General features: G+C 64.5%; 20 protein-coding genes. 10 read left to right on the plus strand and 10 right to left on the minus strand.

Features of this window, described 5'->3' with window-relative positions:
- Positions 1–31: 31 nt before the first annotated feature.
- Both leuD and QJT82_RS15135 read left to right on the plus strand, forming a co-directional pair.
- Positions 32–634, plus strand: coding sequence for a 3-isopropylmalate dehydratase small subunit (gene leuD / locus QJT82_RS15130; protein ID WP_028340850.1), 603 nt, complete (start codon positions 32–34; stop codon positions 632–634).
- Between the two features lie 93 nt (positions 635–727).
- Positions 728–1,519, plus strand: a complete 792-nt coding sequence (locus QJT82_RS15135; protein ID WP_028340851.1) for a hypothetical protein — start codon at positions 728–730, stop codon at positions 1,517–1,519.
- A gap of 364 nt (positions 1,520–1,883) precedes the next feature.
- Here QJT82_RS15135 and QJT82_RS15140 read toward each other — a convergent pair whose 3' ends face one another.
- Positions 1,884–2,762: a CoA ester lyase gene (locus QJT82_RS15140; RefSeq protein ID WP_028340852.1), complete on the minus strand. Its 879-nt coding sequence runs from the start codon at positions 2,760–2,762 to the stop codon at positions 1,884–1,886.
- Positions 2,763–2,904: 142 nt separating this feature from the next.
- On the opposite strand from QJT82_RS15140, the gene QJT82_RS15145 reads away from it, so the two are divergent.
- Positions 2,905–3,561 carry a carbonic anhydrase gene (locus QJT82_RS15145; RefSeq protein ID WP_028340853.1) on the plus strand — a complete coding sequence of 219 codons (657 nt, stop codon included), beginning with the start codon at positions 2,905–2,907 and terminating at the stop codon, positions 3,559–3,561.
- A 106-nt stretch (positions 3,562–3,667) separates the two neighbouring features.
- On the opposite strand, the gene QJT82_RS15150 is transcribed toward QJT82_RS15145, so the two are convergent.
- Positions 3,668–4,228 (minus strand): TIGR00645 family protein, encoded by a 561-nt coding sequence (locus QJT82_RS15150; RefSeq protein WP_028340854.1) that lies wholly within the window; start codon positions 4,226–4,228, stop codon positions 3,668–3,670.
- A 25-nt stretch (positions 4,229–4,253) separates the two neighbouring features.
- Positions 4,254–5,288, minus strand: a complete 1,035-nt coding sequence (locus QJT82_RS15155; protein WP_028340855.1) for an aspartate-semialdehyde dehydrogenase — start codon at positions 5,286–5,288, stop codon at positions 4,254–4,256.
- Between the two features lie 116 nt (positions 5,289–5,404).
- Between QJT82_RS15155 and QJT82_RS15160 the strand changes: the two genes are divergently transcribed.
- The gene (locus tag QJT82_RS15160) at positions 5,405–6,199 is read left to right on the plus strand and encodes a hypothetical protein (RefSeq protein ID WP_028340856.1); all 795 of its coding nucleotides are present in this window, start codon (positions 5,405–5,407) and stop codon (positions 6,197–6,199) included.
- A gap of 177 nt (positions 6,200–6,376) precedes the next feature.
- Positions 6,377–6,781 (plus strand): hypothetical protein, encoded by a 405-nt coding sequence (locus QJT82_RS15165; RefSeq protein ID WP_016847645.1) that lies wholly within the window; start codon positions 6,377–6,379, stop codon positions 6,779–6,781.
- A 262-nt stretch (positions 6,782–7,043) separates the two neighbouring features.
- Here QJT82_RS15165 and leuB read toward each other — a convergent pair whose 3' ends face one another.
- Positions 7,044–8,156 (minus strand): 3-isopropylmalate dehydrogenase, encoded by a 1,113-nt coding sequence (leuB, locus tag QJT82_RS15170; protein WP_028340857.1) that lies wholly within the window; start codon positions 8,154–8,156, stop codon positions 7,044–7,046.
- A gap of 275 nt (positions 8,157–8,431) precedes the next feature.
- Here leuB and QJT82_RS15175 point away from each other — a divergent pair, with 275 nt between their 5' ends.
- Both QJT82_RS15175 and QJT82_RS15180 read left to right on the plus strand, forming a co-directional pair.
- Complete coding sequence (locus QJT82_RS15175; RefSeq protein WP_028340858.1) at positions 8,432–9,295, plus strand: EamA family transporter; 864 nt, start codon at positions 8,432–8,434, stop codon at positions 9,293–9,295.
- Between the two features lie 89 nt (positions 9,296–9,384).
- Complete coding sequence (locus QJT82_RS15180; RefSeq protein ID WP_051447871.1) at positions 9,385–10,563, plus strand: YbfB/YjiJ family MFS transporter; 1,179 nt, start codon at positions 9,385–9,387, stop codon at positions 10,561–10,563.
- Positions 10,564–10,693: 130 nt separating this feature from the next.
- Here QJT82_RS15180 and QJT82_RS15185 read toward each other — a convergent pair whose 3' ends face one another.
- From QJT82_RS15185 to QJT82_RS15195, 3 genes are all read right to left on the minus strand, one after another.
- Positions 10,694–11,479: a molybdopterin-binding protein gene (locus QJT82_RS15185; RefSeq protein WP_028340860.1), complete on the minus strand. Its 786-nt coding sequence runs from the start codon at positions 11,477–11,479 to the stop codon at positions 10,694–10,696.
- Positions 11,480–11,490: 11 nt separating this feature from the next.
- A complete protein-coding gene (locus QJT82_RS15190; protein ID WP_028340861.1) occupies positions 11,491–12,123 on the minus strand; it encodes a cytochrome b/b6 domain-containing protein in 633 nt (210 codons plus the stop codon).
- Between the two features lie 181 nt (positions 12,124–12,304).
- Positions 12,305–12,859: a fasciclin domain-containing protein gene (locus QJT82_RS15195; protein WP_028340862.1), complete on the minus strand. Its 555-nt coding sequence runs from the start codon at positions 12,857–12,859 to the stop codon at positions 12,305–12,307.
- A 326-nt stretch (positions 12,860–13,185) separates the two neighbouring features.
- Here QJT82_RS15195 and QJT82_RS15200 point away from each other — a divergent pair, with 326 nt between their 5' ends.
- A complete protein-coding gene (locus tag QJT82_RS15200; RefSeq protein ID WP_028340863.1) occupies positions 13,186–14,586 on the plus strand; it encodes an MFS transporter in 1,401 nt (466 codons plus the stop codon).
- 172 nt (positions 14,587–14,758) lie between these two features.
- Here QJT82_RS15200 and QJT82_RS15205 read toward each other — a convergent pair whose 3' ends face one another.
- Positions 14,759–15,520 carry an SDR family oxidoreductase gene (locus tag QJT82_RS15205; RefSeq protein ID WP_028340864.1) on the minus strand — a complete coding sequence of 254 codons (762 nt, stop codon included), beginning with the start codon at positions 15,518–15,520 and terminating at the stop codon, positions 14,759–14,761.
- 86 nt (positions 15,521–15,606) lie between these two features.
- Between QJT82_RS15205 and QJT82_RS15210 the strand changes: the two genes are divergently transcribed.
- Both QJT82_RS15210 and QJT82_RS15215 read left to right on the plus strand, forming a co-directional pair.
- Positions 15,607–17,136 (plus strand): malonyl-CoA synthase, encoded by a 1,530-nt coding sequence (locus tag QJT82_RS15210; RefSeq protein ID WP_028340865.1) that lies wholly within the window; start codon positions 15,607–15,609, stop codon positions 17,134–17,136.
- A gap of 26 nt (positions 17,137–17,162) precedes the next feature.
- Positions 17,163–17,687, plus strand: coding sequence for a DUF3658 domain-containing protein (locus QJT82_RS15215; protein WP_035631603.1), 525 nt, complete (start codon positions 17,163–17,165; stop codon positions 17,685–17,687).
- Here the strand turns inward: QJT82_RS15215 and QJT82_RS15220 are convergent.
- The gene (locus QJT82_RS15220; RefSeq protein WP_028340866.1) at positions 17,665–18,525 is read right to left on the minus strand and encodes a sulfite exporter TauE/SafE family protein; all 861 of its coding nucleotides are present in this window, start codon (positions 18,523–18,525) and stop codon (positions 17,665–17,667) included. The two genes, QJT82_RS15215 and QJT82_RS15220, sit on opposite strands and share 23 nt — an antisense overlap.
- A gap of 13 nt (positions 18,526–18,538) precedes the next feature.
- The gene (locus QJT82_RS15225) at positions 18,539–18,787 is read right to left on the minus strand and encodes a hypothetical protein (protein WP_028340867.1); all 249 of its coding nucleotides are present in this window, start codon (positions 18,785–18,787) and stop codon (positions 18,539–18,541) included.
- Positions 18,788–18,830: the final 43 nt, after the last annotated feature.

An 18,830-nucleotide genomic window follows, 5' to 3' on the forward strand; every position in this document is an offset into this window, starting at 1 on the left:
ATCCGCTATTTTTTGCCCGGGAAGAGCACCGATGGACAAGTTCACCACGCTGGAAGGCGTCGCGGCGCCGCTGAAGATCATCAATGTCGACACCGACATGATCATTCCGAAGCAGTACCTCAAGACCATCAAGCGCACCGGCCTTGGCAAGGGGCTTTTCTCCGAGCAGCGCTACAAGGATGACGGCAGCGAGAACCCCGATTTCGTCCTCAACCAGCCCGCCTATCGCAACGCGAAGGTGCTGGTCGCCGGCGACAATTTCGGCTGCGGCTCGAGCCGCGAGCACGCGCCCTGGGCGCTGCTCGACTTCGGCATCCGCTGCGTGATCTCGACCTCGTTCGGCGACATCTTCTACAACAACTGCTTCAAGAACGGCATCCTGCCGATCCGCGTGTCGCAGGAGGACCTCGACAAGCTGTTCGACGACGCCGAGCGCGGCGCCAACGCGACGCTGACCATCGATCTCCCCAACCAGGAGATCCGCGGCCCCGACGGCGGCACGGTCAAGTTCGAGATCGATCCGTTCCGCAAGCACTGCCTGATCAACGGCCTCGACGACATCGGCCTGACGATGGAGAAGAAGAAGTCGATCGACAGCTACGAGACCAAGCTCAAGGAACGCGCCTGGGCTTGAGGCTCAGCGCATCATCGTGCCCCGGTGCCGTCAGGCGCCGGGGCTTTTCTTTGCCGAATTCGCTCGCCGCAAACCCGCTGATAGCTGACGCGCATGCTGCCTGACATCGTCACCTTCTGGCACGGCTCGATGGACGCGCTGCGCCAGACCTGCCTGCGCTCGCAGCTGGCGGCGGGGCACAAGGTCACCGTCTACAGCTTCGATCCGATTCCCGGCTTGCCCGACGGTATCGGCAATGCCGAAGCCGAGGCCGTGCTGCCGCATTCGTTCGCGGAGAAGCTGCGCCCGGCGGAGCCCGACGGCTCGTGGCGCGACTGGACCATGCTGCAGTTCAGCGACTTCTTCCGCATGCGGCTGATGGCGCAGCGCGCCGGCCTCTGGCTCGACGCCGACGTGCTGCTGCTGAAAGGCGTCGAGCTCGATCCGGCAAAGCCATATTTCGCCTGGGAGCGGCCGCGGCAGCTCGGCAACTCCGTGCTGTATCTGCCGCCCGACGATCCGATCGTGCGCGCGTTCGAGGCGCTGATGCAGCAGGACGAACTGATCCCGGACTGGCTGGCGCTGCGCCACCGCCTGACCTTTGCGATGCGCCGGCTGCGCGGCAAATCCAGCCGCCTCGCCGACATCCGCGTCGCGATCTACGGCCCGGCGGCGCTCACCGCGCTGGCGCGTCGCGCTGGCGAATTGCAGCACGCGCTGCCGAAGCGATCATTCTACGCCGTGCACGCCGAGCCGAGACTGTTCTTCGAACCGTCGGATTTTTCGCGCTACCTGAATGATCCCGGGATCATCGGCCTGCACATCTCGCCGAAGGGACGCGGCAAGGAGGCGCCGATCCCGGGCAGCCTCTACGCGTGGGCGGCGGAGAGGTTTGGGACGCGATAATCACCCTCCCCTGGAGGGGCGCACCGCCAAAATATCGAAAACAACCCCATGCAAAGTAGCCGGCGGCTGCCGGCGCTCGACATGGCAGCTTGACTCGTCGGGCAAATCAGCGGCACTCTTCTATTATTCAGAAATCATGCGACCGCCCCGCGGCTATGGCATATCATGGGCGTCGGAGAGGTTTGGCAGCTGATACAGGCGCGGTCTTACCCTCTCTCCTTGTGAGAGAGGATGCGCTCGCGAAGCGAGTGCGGGTGAGGGGTTTCTCTCCGCACGGATAAATCTCGCTAGCGGAGACAACCCCTCATCCGGCGCTTCGCGCCACCTTCTCCCACAGGGGGAGAAGGGAAGACGCTTCGCTGGGCTAATGCCCCATCGCGGCGATTGCATCGGCGATCGCGATGGTGCGCCTGGCCATTTCGGCGTGCAGGCGCTCGACCATGCGGCCGTCGAGCTGGATCGCGCCGCGCGAGGCGTTCTCCGGCTTCTCGAAGGCGGCAATGATCTTGCGCGCCTCGGCGACTTCGGTCTCCGGCGGCGTGAAGATCGCGTTGCAGGCATCGATGTGGCTCGGATGGATCAGCGTCTTGCCGTCGAAGCCGAGATCGCGGCCCTGCGCGCATTCCTCGGCGAAGCCGTCGACATTGCTGATGTCGCTGTAGGGCCCGTCGAGGATCTCGAGCCCGTGCGCGCGGGTCGCCAGGATGCAATGCGTGATCATCGGGATCATCGCCGCGCGGCCCGGCTTCATCCGGATCCGGGTTTCGCGCGCAATGTCGTTCGGCCCGAACACGAAGCCGGCGAGCCGGGTTTCGGAATCCTTCGATGCCGCGGCCAGCTTGTCGGCGTCGAGCACCGCGCGCGCGGTCTCGATCATCGCCCAGACCCGGATCGAGGCAGGCGCATTGATGTCGCTGAGGCGATCGGCGACGGCATTGAGATCGGCGACGGTCGAGATCTTGGGAACCAGGATGCCGTCGGGCTGCGACTTGCCGGCCATGCCGATGTCGTCGACCCACCAGGGCGTGTCGAGCGCGTTGATGCGGATCAGGACCTCGCGCTTGCCAAAGCCCCTGGCCGCGACCGCCTTGGCGATCTGCTCCCGGGCTGTGGCCTTGGCGTCGGGAGCCACGGAATCCTCCAGGTCGAGGATAATGCCGTCCGCCGCCAGCGTCCGGGCCTTTTCCAGCGCCCGTGCATTCGATCCCGGCATGAACAACAGGCTGCGGCGCGGACGGGTCATCGACATTCTCCTGGGGGCTTGGGCTCCGCCAGTGTCCATTGTTTAGGCATCGGGCGGAACCATTCTTCAACGCTGCCGTATCATCTCAGGCCACACGCCGAAAGTCTTGTTCCCGTTACCCGCATGTGGTTAGCCAGAGGCCATGAAATTCTTTCCGAAGCAGTTGATCGACGGCTACCGGACGTTCGCGACCCAGCGGCTGCCGACCGAACAGTCGCGCTACCGCGACCTGTCGGAGCGCGGCCAGTTTCCCGAGACCATGGTGATCGGCTGCTGCGATTCCCGCGTCTCGCCGGAGGTGATCTTCGACGCCGGCCCCGGCGAGTTGTTCGTGGTCCGCAACATCGCCAATTTGGTTCCGGTCTATCAGCCCGACAGCAACGCCCACGGCGTCTCGGCCGCGCTGGAATATGCCGTGACCGTTTTGAAGGTGAAGAACATCGTGGTGCTGGGCCACGCCCAGTGCGGCGGCATCCGTGCCTTCGTCGACAAGATCAAGCCGCTCACGCCCGGCGACTTCATCGGCAAATGGATGCAGATGTTCATCAAGCCCGGCGAGGTCGTCGAGCAACGCGAGCATGAGACGATGCAGGATTTCGTCGTCCGCATCGAGAAGGCCGCGGTGTTCCGCTCGCTGGAGAACCTGATGACCTTCCCGTTCGTGCGCGAGCGCGTGGAGAGCGGCGAGATGCAGCTGCACGGCGCCTATTTCGGCGTTGCCGAAGGCTCGCTGTTCGTGCTCGACCGGGTCGCGAAGGAATTCATCAGCGTCCGCGACGAGCTGAAATCAGGCGGGTAGAGCGTTTTCGAGCGAAGTGGACACCGGTTCGCGTGAAGAAAACGCGTCAAGACAAGAATCTAGAGCTTCGGTTCTGATTCAATCAGAACCGAAAACGCTCTAGCATCTACTCCCCGCCGTGATGGCCGCTGCCCCAGCGGTCGGAGATCGCGAGCATGAAGGCCGAGACCACGAACACCAGGTGCACGCCGACGAGCCAGGCGAGCTTGCTGGGATCGAAGATGGTATCGATGTTCATGAACGCCTTCAGCACCTGAATGGCCGAGATCGCGACGATCGACGCCAGCAGCTTTTGCTTCAGGCCGCCGAAATCGACCTTGGTCATCCAGTCCGGCCAATCCGGGTGCCCTTCCGGATCGATCTTCGAGACGAAATTCTCGTAACCGGAAAACACCACGATCAGGATCAGATTGCCGGTCAGCGAGATGTCGATCAGGGCGAGCACGCCGAGGATGATGTCGGATTCCTTGGCCTGCGGCACATGCAGGATGAAGTGCCACAGCTCCATGCAGAACTTGAGCAGCAATGCCGCGAGGCTGATGACGAGGCCGAAATAGAATGGCGCCATCAGCCAGCGGCTGTTGAAGAGCAGGCTTTCGAAGCTTCTTTCGACGCGCTTCAGCGTCGGATTGGGCCGGTAGGTCGCCGGTTCTTCCGCTTCCGCCATGGCACGCGCTTCCCGATTTCCGCTGCTAGGCCGCTTTCTGCTTCGCGGTGATCAGCTTGCGGTTGATCAGGACCTCGGCGATCTGCACGGCGTTCAGCGCCGCGCCCTTGCGCAGATTGTCCGACACGCACCAGAACGATAGGCCGTTCTCCACCGTCGCATCCTCGCGGATGCGGCTGATATAGGTCGCGTCCTCGCCGGCGGCCTCATAGGGCGTGACGTAGCCGCCCGGCTCGTGCTTGTCGATCACGAGGCAGCCCGGCGCATTGCGCAGGATGTTGCGCGCCTCGTCCGCCGTGATCGGGTTGGCGAACTCGACGTTCACGGCCTCGGAGTGACTGACGAAGACCGGTACGCGCACGCAGGTCGCGGTCAACTTGATCTTGGGATCGAGGATCTTCTTCGTCTCCACCATCATCTTCCACTCTTCCTTGGTGAAGCCGTCTTCCATGAAGACGTCGATCTGCGGAATGATGTTGAAGGCGATGCGCTTCGGAAACTTCTTATTGACCAGCTCGTCATTGGTGTAGACGGCCTTGGTCTGCGAGAACAGCTCGTCCATCGCGTCCTTGCCGGCGCCCGACACCGATTGATAGGTCGAAACCACGACGCGCGTGATCGTCGCCTTGTCGTGCAGCGGCTTCAGCGCGACCACGAGCTGCGCCGTCGAGCAGTTCGGGTTGGCGATGATGTTCTTCTTGGTGAAGCCGGCGGCCGCATCCGCGTTGACCTCCGGCACGATCAGCGGCACGTCAGGGTCCATCCGCCAGGCCGAGGAATTGTCGATCACGACCGCGCCGGCGGCGCCGATCTTGGGCGACCACTCCTTGGAGACCGAGCCGCCGGCCGACATCAGGCAGATGTCGATGTCGGAGAAGTCATAATGCTCGAGCGCCTTCACTTTCAGCGTGCGGTCGCCATAGGAGACCTCGATGCCGACGCTGCGGCGCGAGGCCAGCACGACGACCTCGTCGGCGGGGAATTTGCGCTCGTCGAGAATGTTGAGCATTTCGCGCCCGACATTGCCGGTCGCTCCGACCACCGCGACTTTGTAACCCATCGTTCACTCTCCGACGAAAAATGCCCGTTCCCCCGCAAGCTGCGGAAAGGGAAGAGGCAGCGCTTCTATGCGAGAAACCCCATCAAGACAACGTTGCGTAGCTTTTGAGCGTTTTGATGCGTTTATTTCGGGCCGATCCGGCCGCGCCCCATCATACGAGAATTCCGTCAGCGCTGACGAGCTTCGTCGACGAGGTGTACGCCACGCTCTCCCGGCTGTTCGCCTATGTCGCCGTGCTCGCCCTGTTCGTCGTCCTCGGCAACTATCTATGGAAGCAGCTGCCCGACGCAACGGCGATGGCGGCCCCTGCCGCCGTGGGCTGGAGCCCGGCCGGCCGCCTGGCGCCGGCGTTTGCCGTGAGCCGGCTCGATCTGCGAGATAAAACAGAGACTTATGAGATCCTCCGGCACCCCGAAGGCGGCCGCAAGGACGTCTTCCGCTGGGCCGATGCCAACGGTGCACCGGTTGCCGAGCTGGAAATCTACCGCCCCGGCGGCGAGGCCATGGGGCCTGCGGTCACCGAGATTGCCGGGCGGCTCGACCCGAGCGGCGTCCGCGAGCTCGAGGCGGCCGGCATCGTCGACAGCAAGTTCGGCAGCGTCACCTTGCTGCGCCCGGCGCGGCAGGACGGCGACCGCGCCTGCCTCGGCTTCCTCAAGCAGGCCGACGCGCCTGACCTCCGGATCTCCGGCTGGACCTGCCAGGGCACCAGCCTGCCGGCCCGGCGCGCCGCGATCGTCTGCATGCTGAACCGCCTGACCCTGCTGGCCGCGGGCAACGATCCGCGGCTCGCCGCCCTGTTCGCGCATGCCGAGCTCAAGCGCACCGACTGCGTTACCTCCGGCGCGCCGGCCCTGTCGGCCGACTGGGTCATGGGCAGCGAGAACCCACGGCTGCGCGGCGCCCTTTGATGGCGAGACCGTGGCAAGGCACTGGTTTTCATGAAACTTTTGCGCTTGGACACGCATTATCTCAGCCGGTGTGGCGCAATTGACCTAGTGACGGCCTCCCCACCATGGCTACAATGTGTTCCAAGTGATTTTGGCGGACGCGCCAGCCCCCGACGGGGCCGTAATGACGAGGATGCGATGACCTTGAAATTCCCTGCCGCGAACAAGCTCGTGGTGTTGCTTGCCGCGGCTGCCGTCACCGCAACCGCGTTCGGCATGACCGCGGCCAGCGCGCAGAGCCCGGCCAAGCGCAAGCAGCAGGAGCAGTATGATCGCGACGGCCGCCGCTATTACGGCGCGCAGGGTCCGAACCGCGTCTATCAGCAGGGTCCGCGCACCCGCGTTTACGTCACCACGCGCTCGTGGCTCGACGCCGGCACCGAAGTGCTGCCGGGCGATCGCAAGTTTAACGACTACGCGTACCCGCCGGAGATCGGCTACCCCACGTTCGCACGCGAGAACAACAACCGCCCGATCGATCGCCAGCCGCTCAGCACGCCGGCCGATCTCGGCGGCTATCCGCGGAATTTCCCGCTGTATTGAGAATTTCGGCGAGCAGCCGATACGAAAATGCCCGGCTCCGGCCGGGCATTTTTATTTGGATCAAAGTGTAGGGTGGGCGCGCTTTCGCTTTGCCCAGCTTACTGATGTTCAACGTCCTGCGTCGTCCCGGCGAAGGCCGGGACCCATAACCACTGCTGTTGGTTATGACGCTCGTCTGCCAGTCGCTTCAGATTGAGAAGCCGCGGCGTATGGGTCCCGGCCTTCGCCGGGACGACATCGTGTTTGTGTCAGCCGCGCGCCATCACGCGTGCAGCTTCTGCAATTCCTTCAGGATCGCCTCGCCCATCTGGCTCGTGCTGGCCGGCGTGGTGCCTTCCGACTTGATGTCGGCGGTGCGCAAGCCGCTGGCGAGCACGGCCGCGATCGCGGCATCGACCTTGTCGGCGAGTTCGCCCATGTCGAAGGAATAGCGCAGCGCCATGCCGAACGACGAGATCATCGCGATCGGGTTGGCGAGGCCTCGGCCTGCGATGTCGGGCGCCGAGCCGTGCACCGGCTCGAACAGCGAGTGCCGCTTCTTCGTCTTCGAGTCGACTTCACCGAGCGAGGCCGACGGCAGCATGCCGAGCGAGCCGGTCAGCATCGCCGCGATGTCGGACAGCATGTCGCCGAACAGATTGTCTGTCACGATGACGTCGAACTGCTTCGGCGCCTTGACGAGGTTCATGCCGCCGGAATCGGCGAGCTGGTGCTCGAGCGTGACGTCCTTGTATTCGCGCGCATGGACCTGGGTCATGACCTCGTTCCAGAGCACGCCCGACTTCATGACGTTGCGCTTCTCCATCGACGTCACCTTGTTGCGGCGCTTGCGCGCCAGGTCGAAGGCGACGCGGCCGATGCGCTCGATCTCGTAGGTGTCGTAGACCTGGGTGTCGACCGCGCGCTTCTGGCCGTTGCCGAGATCGGTGATGGTCTTCGGTTCGCCGAAATAGACGCCGCCGGTGAGCTCGCGCACGATCATGATGTCGAGACCCTCGACCACGTCGCGCTTCAGGCTCGAGGCCTCGGCGAGCGCCGGGTAGCACACCGCCGGACGCAGATTGGCGAACAGGCCGAGATCCTTGCGCAGCCGCAGCAGGCCGGCCTCGGGGCGGACCTCATAGGGCACGTTGTCCCACTTCGGGCCGCCGACCGCGCCGAAGATCACGGCGTCCGCCGCCATCGCCTTGGCCATGTCGCCCTCGGAGATCGACACCTTGTGGGCGTCATAGGCGGAGCCGCCGACCAGGCCCTGCTCGGTCTCGAACTTCGCGATGCCCTGCGCATTCAGCCAGTCGATCACGCGTTGCACCTCGGCCATCACTTCGGGGCCGATGCCGTCGCCGGGGAGAAGCAGCAGTTTATGGGTCGCCATGGTGTTACCTCGAACTAATCGTTGTTGTCGTTGCCGGGCAAGAGCGCGAAGCGCGTCCTCGCACAGATCACCCGGCAATCCATCCCGCTTCGAAAGACCTCTCTGAAGATGGATGGATGCCCGGGTCGAGCCCGGGCATGACGAGCGGGGGAAATCCGGCCGGAGTGCTAAAACGCCGGAGCCGGATTGGCAAGGCACCCCGGATCGGCCCAGAATGGCCCCAACGAGCAACCCGCGCCCCAAGAAGCTAACAAGAAGCCAACAAGACGGACCTCATGACCGCAGCCATCGTCTACGCCTTCGCCTCGGCGATTTTCCTCGGCGCCGGGGTGGTGCTGGCGCAGCTCGGCCTGCGCACCGTCGAGCCGCTGTCGGGCGCCGCGATCAGCGTGCCCTCTTTCACCCTGTTGTTCCTGGTGCTGTCGCCGCTGATCCTGCATGGCGAGCCGGTGGTCTGGCGCGCCCTGCCGATCTTCATGGCGATCGGGCTGTTCTTCCCGGCCTCGCTGACGCTCCTGACCTTTGCGTCGAACCGGGCACTGGGACCAGTCATCACCTCGACCTTGGGCAATCTGGCGCCGCTGTTTGCGGTCACCGCCGCCGTGGTGCTGCTGCACGAGCCCTTGCTGCCGCAGCAGCTCATCGGGCTCGTCGTCGCGGTCGCGGGCGCCGCCATCATCACCGTGACGAGGCCGCGCGACCTCGGCCATTGGCGCAACTGGGCCCTGCTGCTGCCGCTCGCCAGCGCGCTGGTGCGCGGCATCGTGCCGCCGATCGCCAAGCTCGGCCTTGCGATCTGGCCAAGCCCGCTATGGGCCTGCCTGGTCGGCTACGTCATGTCCTCGCTGGTGGTGCTGATTGTGCAACGGGTCCGCAAGGGCAGCTTCATGGTGCAGGCGCCGCGCGAGGGCCGATTCTGGTTTGCGCTGACCGGGATCAGCAACGGGCTCAGCGCGCTCAGCCTGTTCGCCGCGGTCCGCAACGGCCCGATCACGCTGGTGGCGCCGCTCGCCGCGATCTATCCGCTGGTCACCGTGGTGATGAGCGCGATGATGCTCAAGCATGTCGAGATTACCGCGCGGATCGTCGGCGGCACCCTGCTGACCGTGATCGGCGTCGCGCTGGTCCTGATCGCCTGATTGCCTGATATGCAAGACAGTGTTGCGGGCATCGGCGCTGGGCAGCGCCGCCGCGGCCTGTCACAATGCGGGCATTGCCGGAGTGAATTGTGAGAGCCCCCGCCCCGTCCTACCCGCATCCCGCGCGGCTGATCCTTATTCTGTCGCTCGCACCGACGGTCGGTCTCGGCATCGGCCGGTTTGCCTATTCGCTGGTGCTGCCCGACATGCGCGACTCGCTGGCCTGGTCCTATTCGGCCGCCGGCTTCATGAACACGATCAATGCCGCCGGCTATCTGGCCGGCGCGCTGCTCGCCTCGCGCCTGATTGAGCGCTTCGGGCTTACCGCATCGGTGCGATGGTCGACGCTGGCCTGCGCGCTGTCGCTGGCGCTTTGCGCCCTCTCGGGCAATTTCGTGGTGCTGAGTTTTGCCCGCCTGCTGGTCGGCTTCGCCGCCGCGATCGGCTTCGTCGGCGGCGGCGCGCTCGCGGCAACCATCGCGCAATCGCGCCCGGAACGCGCGAACTTCCTGCTCAGCCTGTTCTATGCCGGGCCGGGCGTCGGCATCCTCGCATCCGGATTGATCGCGCCCTTCGTGCTGCAGGGTTTCGGCGCCGGCTCGTGGTGGATCGTGTGGTGGGCGATGACGCTGCTTTCCGCGATCATGACCGTGCCGCTGATGCTGGCGCCGCTCCACGCCAATGCCGCCGCCGGCGGCATCGTGCGGACCCAATTCGCTGTGATGCCGGTCCTGATCTACCTCGCCGCCTATTTCCTGTTCGGTGCCGGCTACATCGCCTACATGACCTTCATGATCGCCTATGTCCGCGACGGCGGCGGCGGCGCGGCTGCACAGAGCGCGTTCTGGAGCCTGATCGGCGTCAGCGCATTCGTCACGCCCTGGGTCTGGGGGCGGGTGCTGGCGCTCGACCGCGGCGGGCTCGCCACCACCATCATCCTCGGCGTCAACGCGCTCGGCGCGGCTCTACCGATCTTCGGGCATTCGCCGCTGCTGCTGGCGATCTCGGCGCTGGTGTTCGGCGTCGCCTTCTTCGCTGTGGTCGGCTCGACCACCGCCTTCGTGCGTTTCAACTACCCGCCGCAATCCTGGCCGACCGCGATCGCGGCGATGACCATCGCCTTCGGCATCGGCCAGACGCTCGGACCGATCGTGGTCGGCGCCATCACCGACGCGGTCGGCAGCCTGTCGTTCGCGTTGAACGTCTCGGCCGCGATGCTCGCGCTCGGCGCGCTGCTGTCGGCGTTTCAGAGGAAGGTGGGATCGTAATCCCCCGTCGTCCCGGCGAAGGCCGGGACCCATAACCACAACTGGTTGTGATGGAAGGGAGCGTCTCCCCTCGTACCTATTCCCGCGGCTGCGGAGTATGGGTCCCGGCCTTCGCCGGGACGACAGCAAGTTAGCTCCCGCTGAACGAATTGTAGCCCTGGTCTTCCCAGTAGCCGCCCTTGTAGTCGTTCGTGACTTCCATCGAGAGCACGTATTTCGGGTTCTTGAAGCCGAGCTTGGTCGGGACCCGGATCTTCATCGGAAAACCGTAGGCGCGCGGCAGGATTTCGTCGCCGAATTTGAACGTCATCTGGGTCTGCGGGTGCAGCGCCGAGCGCATGTCAAGCGGCGAGTTGTAGCCGTCCTTGTCGGCGCACTGGAACCAGACATATTTGGCGCGGGTGTCGGCGCCGACCAGCTTGAGGAAATCGCGCAAGGGCGTGCCGGTCCAGCTGCCGATCGCGCTCCAGCCCTCGACGCAGATGTGGCGCGTCACCTGCTTGACCTGCGGCAGCTTGTACAATTCGTCGAGCGTCCACGACTTCTTGTTCTCGACCAGCCCGCGCACCTCGAGCTTCCAGTCGGCGCCTGCGATCTCAGGCGCGTCGTCAAGATCGTAATAGGCGTTGAACGGGAACGGCTTGGTGATCATGCTCTCGGGAAAGGTCGGCGCCAGCGCATCCGGATTGAACATCCAGGCCTGCACCGCGTCGTTGAACTTCGAGACCTGCTTCAGCATTTCCTCGGCCGACGACGAATCAACCACGTCGCAGCCGGTGAGCAGCGTCAGCGCGCCGAGGCTGGTCCCCGCCGTGATGAAGCGGCGGCGCGTCAGCTCCGGCATCGTCTTCACCGCATCGCGCACGAGCAGCTTCTTGTCGACACCGGGGATCAGGAGCTTGCGGAGACGACCCATGACTACCTCCCTCAGCGTCCGATGATCATGGCGCGCAGGCTCTTCGGCACCAGCAGCGCGAGCGCGACATGGATCACCAGGAAGGCGACGATCAGCGCCATGCAGGTGAAGTGAACATAACGGGCGAAATCGTAGCCGCCGAACAGCGACACCAGCCAATGCAACTGCACCGGCTTCCACATCGACAGGCCGGACAGCACGATCACGACGCCGACGATGATGATGCCGGCATAGAGCAATTTCTGCACGGAATTGTATTTGCTGAGATCGTCATGCGACAGCTTGAAGGTCAGCGCCGCCTTGGTGTCGGCAATCACGCCGCCGGGGGTGATCGGCAGCAGCTTCTTGCGGAAGCGGCCGGTGGCAAAACCCAGCGCCAGATAGACCAGGCCGTTGACCATCAACAGCCACATCGCCGCGAAGTGCCAGAGCAGCGCACCGCCGAGCCAGCCGCCGAGCGTGATGCTCCGCGAGAAGGTGAAGCCAAACAGCGGCGAGGCGTTGTAGATCTGCCAGCCGGACATGATCATCAGGATCATCGCGAAGGCGTTGATCCAGTGCACCATGCGCACCCAGACCGGCTGGATCGCCTTCGCGGGCGCCGCGGTCTCTGTCTGGTGGTCGCTGACGGCAAGGCTCGTCATGGGATATCTCTGCTCGTGGTCGTTACCGGGTTATACGCCCGGAACCGGCGTTCCGTTACGGGGTCGCGCACCATCAGTTTGATCTACGCCACTTGATATAGTCACAAAAATGCGAGCCGGGGCGAGGCGCCGGCTCGCTATGTCGCGGGTCCTTTGAGGGACTAAATCAGGCCGCCAGGTGTTACGTCGCCGGCATCAGCACGGTGTCGACCACATGGATGACGCCGTTCGACTGGTTGACGTTGGAGATCGTCACCATCGAGCTGCCGCCCTTGGCATCGACGATCCAGACCTTGCCGTCCTGCTTCTTCACGGTCAGTTCCTCGCCCTCGGCGGTCTTCAGCTTCTTGCCGTCGGTGAGGTCGGAGGCCTCGAGCTTGCCCGGCACCACATGGTAGGTGAGGATCTTGGTCAGCGTCGCCTTGTTCTCGGGCTTGACCAGGCTGTCGACGGTTCCGGCCGGCAGCTTGCCGAACGCGGCATTGGTCGGCGCGAACACCGTGAACGGGCCCTTGCCTTCCAGCGTGCTGACCAGGCCCGCGGCCTTCACCGCGGCGACGAGCGTGGTGTGATCCTTCGAATTGACGGCGTTCTGCACGATGTTCTTCGACGGGAACATCGCGGCGCCACCGACCATCACGGTCTTTTCCTCGGCGCGGACCGGCGCCACGACAGTGGCCGTGATCGCGAGCGCGCTGAAGGCGGCGGCGGTGAGATAGGCAATACGCTTCGACATGGTTTCGTCTCCCGATGAGTAGGCCGACCGGCGAGGCTTCGCCGGCGTTGAAGGGGCAACAACGCCGCGTGCTGGTTGATGAATGCGTCGTCGTTGGCCGAGCTACGGCAGGTTTTCCGGACGGTTTCCGGAAATAATTCTTTGTGATTGTTGAAACCGGCCGGCGCGCGCTGCGTACACACGACGCCTCGCGCAACCCGCCACGCATTCCATTCAGCGGAATGGACGCGTGCGCTGCCGCGAGCAATTTGCTTGCCGCCACTAGCCGATTGGTTCAGCTTGAGGTTGCGGCACGGCTTCGCAGAAAGCGGCCGCGGGGAGGCATCATGAGCAGCATCACGGCTGACGGCCACGCCGCACCTGCGGTGAGCGATGCAAGCATCGACATCGGTCCGCTCGAGCAGAAGCACCTGCAATACGCCAACTACCGCGCGGTTGCGGACACAACCGAGATCACGAAAACGCATTGGCACATCGCCACCGCCAACGCGCTCGGCTGGGGCTTCGACGGCATGGACGGCGTGATCTTCGCGCTGATCTCGCCGATGGTGATCAAGGAATTTTCGCTGAGCCTGCCGGAGTACCGCTCCGGCATGCAGATCGCGCTGTTCGTCGGCATCGCGGGGCTTTACTTCTGGCCATGGCTCGCCGACCGCTACGGTCGCCGCACGCTGCTCGCCGTCAATATCGCGCTGTTCTCGCTCCTGATGCCGGTCGCGGCGATGTCGCCGACCTTCGCGGTGTTCGTGATCGCGCGCTCGCTGTTGTTCTTCGCGCTCAACGGCGAATGGTCGCTCGGCTCGATGCTGGTGGCGGAGACGTGGCCGGCCCGGCTCCGCGGCCGCGTCATCAGCATCACCCGCTCGGCCTGGTGCCTCGGCGCCACGCTCGCCGGCGCGATCACCGGGCTCGTGGCCGCCAATTTCGGCTGGCGCATCGCCGTGATGGTGCCCGGCGTGATCGCGCTGCTCGCGATCTATATCCGCTCCACCTGCCCGGAATCGCCCTATTGGGTGCGCGCGCAGGACCGCAAGCGGCGCATCTCGGAGACGCTGGCGCGCGGCGGCACGGTCAGCGCCGAGGACAGCGCCTGGTTCGGCAAGGCCAAGTCGGTCGGCATCCGCCAGGTGTTCATGCCCGACGTGCTGCCCGCCACGCTTGTCGCGCTGTTCGTCGCCTGTGCCAGCACATGCATCTACGGCACGGTCGGCGCCTGGATGCCGCTATACCTGTCGACCGAGAAGCACTGGTCGACCGCCGAATACAGCCTGTTCTACGTGTTCTACGGGCTGTGCGGCTTCCTCGGACTGTGCCTGGTCGGCTGGCTGATCGACAAGATCGGCCGCCGCCGCACCTTCATCATCACCCTGATCGAGGGCGCGATCTTCATGACGCTCTGGGTCTATTCCGAGGACCGCGTGCTGCTGTGGGCGTTCGGGCTGGCCTGGTGTCTCGGCTTCCTCGGCTTCTGGGGGCCGAGCACGACGCTGACCGCGGAGATCTTCCCGACCCGGATCCGCGGCGCCGCCAACGGCGTGGTCTGGGCGATCGCCTATTTCGTCGGCTTCGTGCTGTTCCCCTTCGTCTCGATCGCGCTCCAGCAGCATACCGGCTCGTTCGCGCTGTCGTTCCTCTGCATCCCCGTGCTGATGATCGCGATGGCGATCGGCGTGTACCTGTTCGTGCCGGAGCATACCGGCAAGGAATTGAACGAGATCATCGAGTGACGTAGATCGCACAACCATCCACGCCGTCGTCCCGGCCAAGCGAAGCGCGAGCCGGGACCCATAACCACGAACGGCCGTTATCGGGCGTCGCTGGAGCCACAGCGCGCCCAACAATCCGACCCTGTGGTTATGGGTCCCGGCTTTCGCCGGGACGACCGTTGTGAGAGCTACTCTAATCCCGGTTCGCCGGCGTCTGAATAAAACCGCGGTTGTGCGTCGGGCTGATCAGGATCTCGTTCATGCAGACCCGCGCCGGCATGCTGGCGACGAAGGCGATGGTGCGGCCGCAATCCTCCGGCTGCAGCATCTTGGCCTGCTCGGCTTCGCTCGGCACCACCGGCCGCTGCTTCAGGATCGGGGTGGCGACCTCGCCCGGCGACAAGCAGCAGGCGCGCAGGCCGTTGACGCATTCGTCCATGTTGAAGGAATGGGTCAGTGCCAGCACCGCGTGCTTGGTCGTGGTGTAGGCCGGGCCCGGCATCTTCGAGACGTGGCGGCCGGCCCAGGAGGCGACATTGATGATGCAGCCGTCCTTCTGCTTGCGCATCGTCGGCAGCACCGCGCGCATGCAGTAGAGCACGCCGTTGAGGTTGATCTCGACGAGTTTGTCCCAGCCTTCCAGTTCCATGTCGGCCCAGCTGCGCTTCGGCACATTGATGCCGGCGCTGTTGACCAAAAGGTCGATGCGGCCGTGCTTGGCGACGATCGCCTCGGCGGCCTTGTTGACATCGGCCTTGTTGCTGACATCGAGCGGGATCGCCTCGGCATTGCCGCCCTTTTTCGTGATGCTGGCCACCACGCGGTCGAGCTCTTGCCTGCGGCGGCCGGAGACCACCACCGTCCAGCCGTCCGTAGCCAGGAATTCCGCCCCGGATTCGCCGATTCCGGTGCCGCCGCCGGTGACCCAAGCCACGCGTTTCCCATTATTTGTCATGCAAACTGTCTCCGTTGCTTTCTGAAGGGCGTTTTTGCTAATCCAGCCGAAATCTTCCGGCCCTTCGCCCCTCGGGGAATCTTTGCATGAACACGACCACCAACGCCAATCTGTTTTCCCGCCTGTTCGACGGCCTCGACGACCCCGGCCGGCTCGCGATCGAGCAGCTCGACGGCAGCCGCATCTCCTATGGCGATTTGATCGCGCGCGCAGGCCAGATGGCGAATGTGCTGGTTGAGCGCGGCGTCAAGCCGGGCGACCGCGTCGCGGCGCAGACCGAGAAGTCGGTTTCGGCCCTGGTGCTGTATCTCGCCACCGTGCGCGCCGGCGGCGTCTACCTGCCGCTGAACACCGCCTATACGCTGAACGAGCTCGAATACTTCATCACCGATGCCGAGCCGGCGCTGGTGGTCTGCGATCCTTCCAAGCAGGACGGCATCAAGGCGATCGCAGCCAAGGTGGGCGCCAAGGTCGAGACGCTCGGTGCCAGCGGCAAGGGTTCGCTGACCGAGGCCGCCGACAAGGCGGCGACGGAATTCGCCACGGTGCCGCGCGGCAACAACGATCTCGCCGCGATCCTCTACACGTCGGGCACCACCGGCCGCTCCAAGGGCGCGATGCTGTCGCACGACAATCTGGCCTCGAACTCGTATTCGCTGGTCGACTACTGGCGCTTCACCGACAAGGACGTGCTGATCCACGCGCTGCCGATCTATCATACCCACGGCCTGTTCGTGGCCAGCAATGTGACGCTATTCGCGCGCGCCTCGATGATCTTCCTGCCGAAGTTCGATCCGGACGTGATCATCAAGCTGATGGCGCGCGCCACCGTGATGATGGGCGTGCCGACCTTCTATACCCGCCTGCTGCAGAATCCCGGCCTGAACAAGGACGCCACCAGGCACATGCGGCTGTTCATCTCGGGCTCGGCGCCGCTGCTCGCCGACACCCATCGCGAATGGTCAGCACGCACTGGGCATGCCGTGCTCGAGCGCTACGGCATGACCGAGACCAACATGAACACGAGCAACCCCTATGACGGCGACCGCGTGCCCGGCGCGGTCGGCTTCGCGCTGCCCGGCGTCTCGGTGCGGGTCACCGATCCCGAGAGCGGCAAGGAGCTTGCGCGCGAGACCATCGGCATGATCGAGGTCAAGGGCCCGAACGTGTTCCAGGGCTACTGGCGGATGCCGGAGAAGACCAAGGCCGAATTCCGTGGCGACGGCTTTTTCATCACCGGCGATCTCGGCAAGATCGACGACAAGGGCTATGTCCACATCCTCGGGCGCGGCAAGGATCTCGTGATCTCGGGCGGCTTCAACGTCTACCCGAAGGAAATCGAGAGCGAGATCGACGCCATGCCCGGGGTGATCGAATCCGCCGTGATCGGCGTGCCGCATGCCGATTTCGGCGAAGGCGTCACCGCCGTTTTGGTTTGCAGCAAGGGCGCCGATGTCAGCGAGGCCTCGGTGCTGAAGGCGCTCGACGGGCGGCTGGCGAAGTTCAAGATGCCCAAGCGCGTCTTCGTCGTCGACGAATTGCCGCGCAACGCAATGGGCAAGGTGCAGAAGAATATTTTGCGCGATACGTATAAGGATATTTACGCGAAGGGATGAAGCCGCAAGAACGTCGTGAGGGGTAGATGGAGCGGGAGCAGGCTATCCAGATTAACGATCAACTCGTCATCGCGCACGAGGCGATGAAGAAGGCTCGAATCGCGATTGCGGAGCTCGGAAAGCAGGAGCGGCTTGAATTGGATGGCCCGCTTTATGACCTCCTGCTCGAGCTGGAATGGCAGGTGATGCTACCGCTCTACGAACAGTTTCGCGACCTGATGAAGCTGGAGTTGCACGAAGAACTCCCTGCTCCGAGCTCCGAACTGAAGTGGAGTGACGTGCGTCTCCCCCGTGGCGCTACGGAAGCTGCGCTCGACGACGTCATCATGTCGGCCCTGACATCGCGATGGCAAAAGGTCGCGAGGATTATAGGGATCGCGATGGCAGACTGCGAGAAACTGAAATTGCCAATAGCTCCTGAAATGATCGGAGCACGCTTGCGATTCCTGTCCCACGCCGATCGGATCGAGGGTGTCGGAGACCTCCGACGGTGGGGTCACAGCGAAGTACGGCTGAAGGACGAGCCGATCAGTGCCCTCCGGCGAGGCTGATCACGAACCGCCCGCCGACAATGAAGAGATAGGCCCCGAACGCCACCTCCAGCGCCCGCTTCGACAGCGCGTGCGCGACCTTGACGCCGAGCGGCGCGGTGACGAGCGTGGTCGGCATCACCAGCAGCGCACCGATCAGCGAGACGTAACCGAGCGCGAACGGCAGTTGCAGCGCGGCGACGTCGGGAAAGCGCGCGGCGGCGGGCCAGCCGGCATAGACGTAGCCCAGCGCGCCGGGAATCGAGATCAGCACCGCAAGCGCGGAAGAAGTCGCAACCGCCTGATGGATCGGCCGGCCGTAGAAGGTCATTAAGAGGTTGGCAAACAGGCCGCCGCCGATGCCCATCAGCGTCGAGAGCAGGCCGACGAAGAAGCCATAGACGCGCATCAAAAAGCCCTTCGGCACATCGTCGCCGAACTTCCAGGTCTCGCGCGCCAGCAGCAATCGTGCGGCTGCCGACCACGCCACCAGCACGAACACGATCTTGAACAGCCGCTCCGGCGCGAAGCGCGCGGTGACGCTGCCGGCGGCGACGCCGATCACAATCGGCAGCCACCAGCGCTTCAGGATCTCCATATCGACCGCGCCGCGGCGATAATGGGCGCGGAACGAGCTCAGCGAGGTCGGGATGATGATCGCGAGCGAGGTGCCGATGCACAGCGGCATCCGCACTTCGAGCGGCACGCCGGCGAGGCGAAAGCATTCGTAGAACACCGGCACCAGGATCGCGCCGCCGCCGATGCCGAACAGCCCTGCGAGAAAGCCGGACAGCGCGGCGACCGCGATCAGCAGCAGCGCAAGCTCGAGCAATTCCTTGGGATCGAGGCCGGCCATCATGTCCTTCGCATCGTCATGAGACGCCCGCCTCGGTGCGGTCGGCCAACCACAGCGCGACCGACGCTGCGACGGGAGCAGCGACCGCAATCAAGGCAAAGCGGAGAGGGATCGAGGACGTCGCGCCCTGCATCGGCAACGTCAGCACGTCGATTAACAGTCCGACGCAGGAGAAAACAAGCAGGAGGATCGGATCGTCGACACCGGCGCGGCCGGCACGTCTGCGCCGCTCGAGCGAATTCGGAGGGATGGACGTTGAGGCCAAGGCGAACTCCTCAAATCGTGGAGCCGTCAGGCTAGACCCTTCT

This window comes from Bradyrhizobium sp. Mp19, from assembly GCF_029952935.1.
GTDB lineage: Bacteria > Pseudomonadota > Alphaproteobacteria > Rhizobiales > Xanthobacteraceae > Bradyrhizobium > Bradyrhizobium elkanii.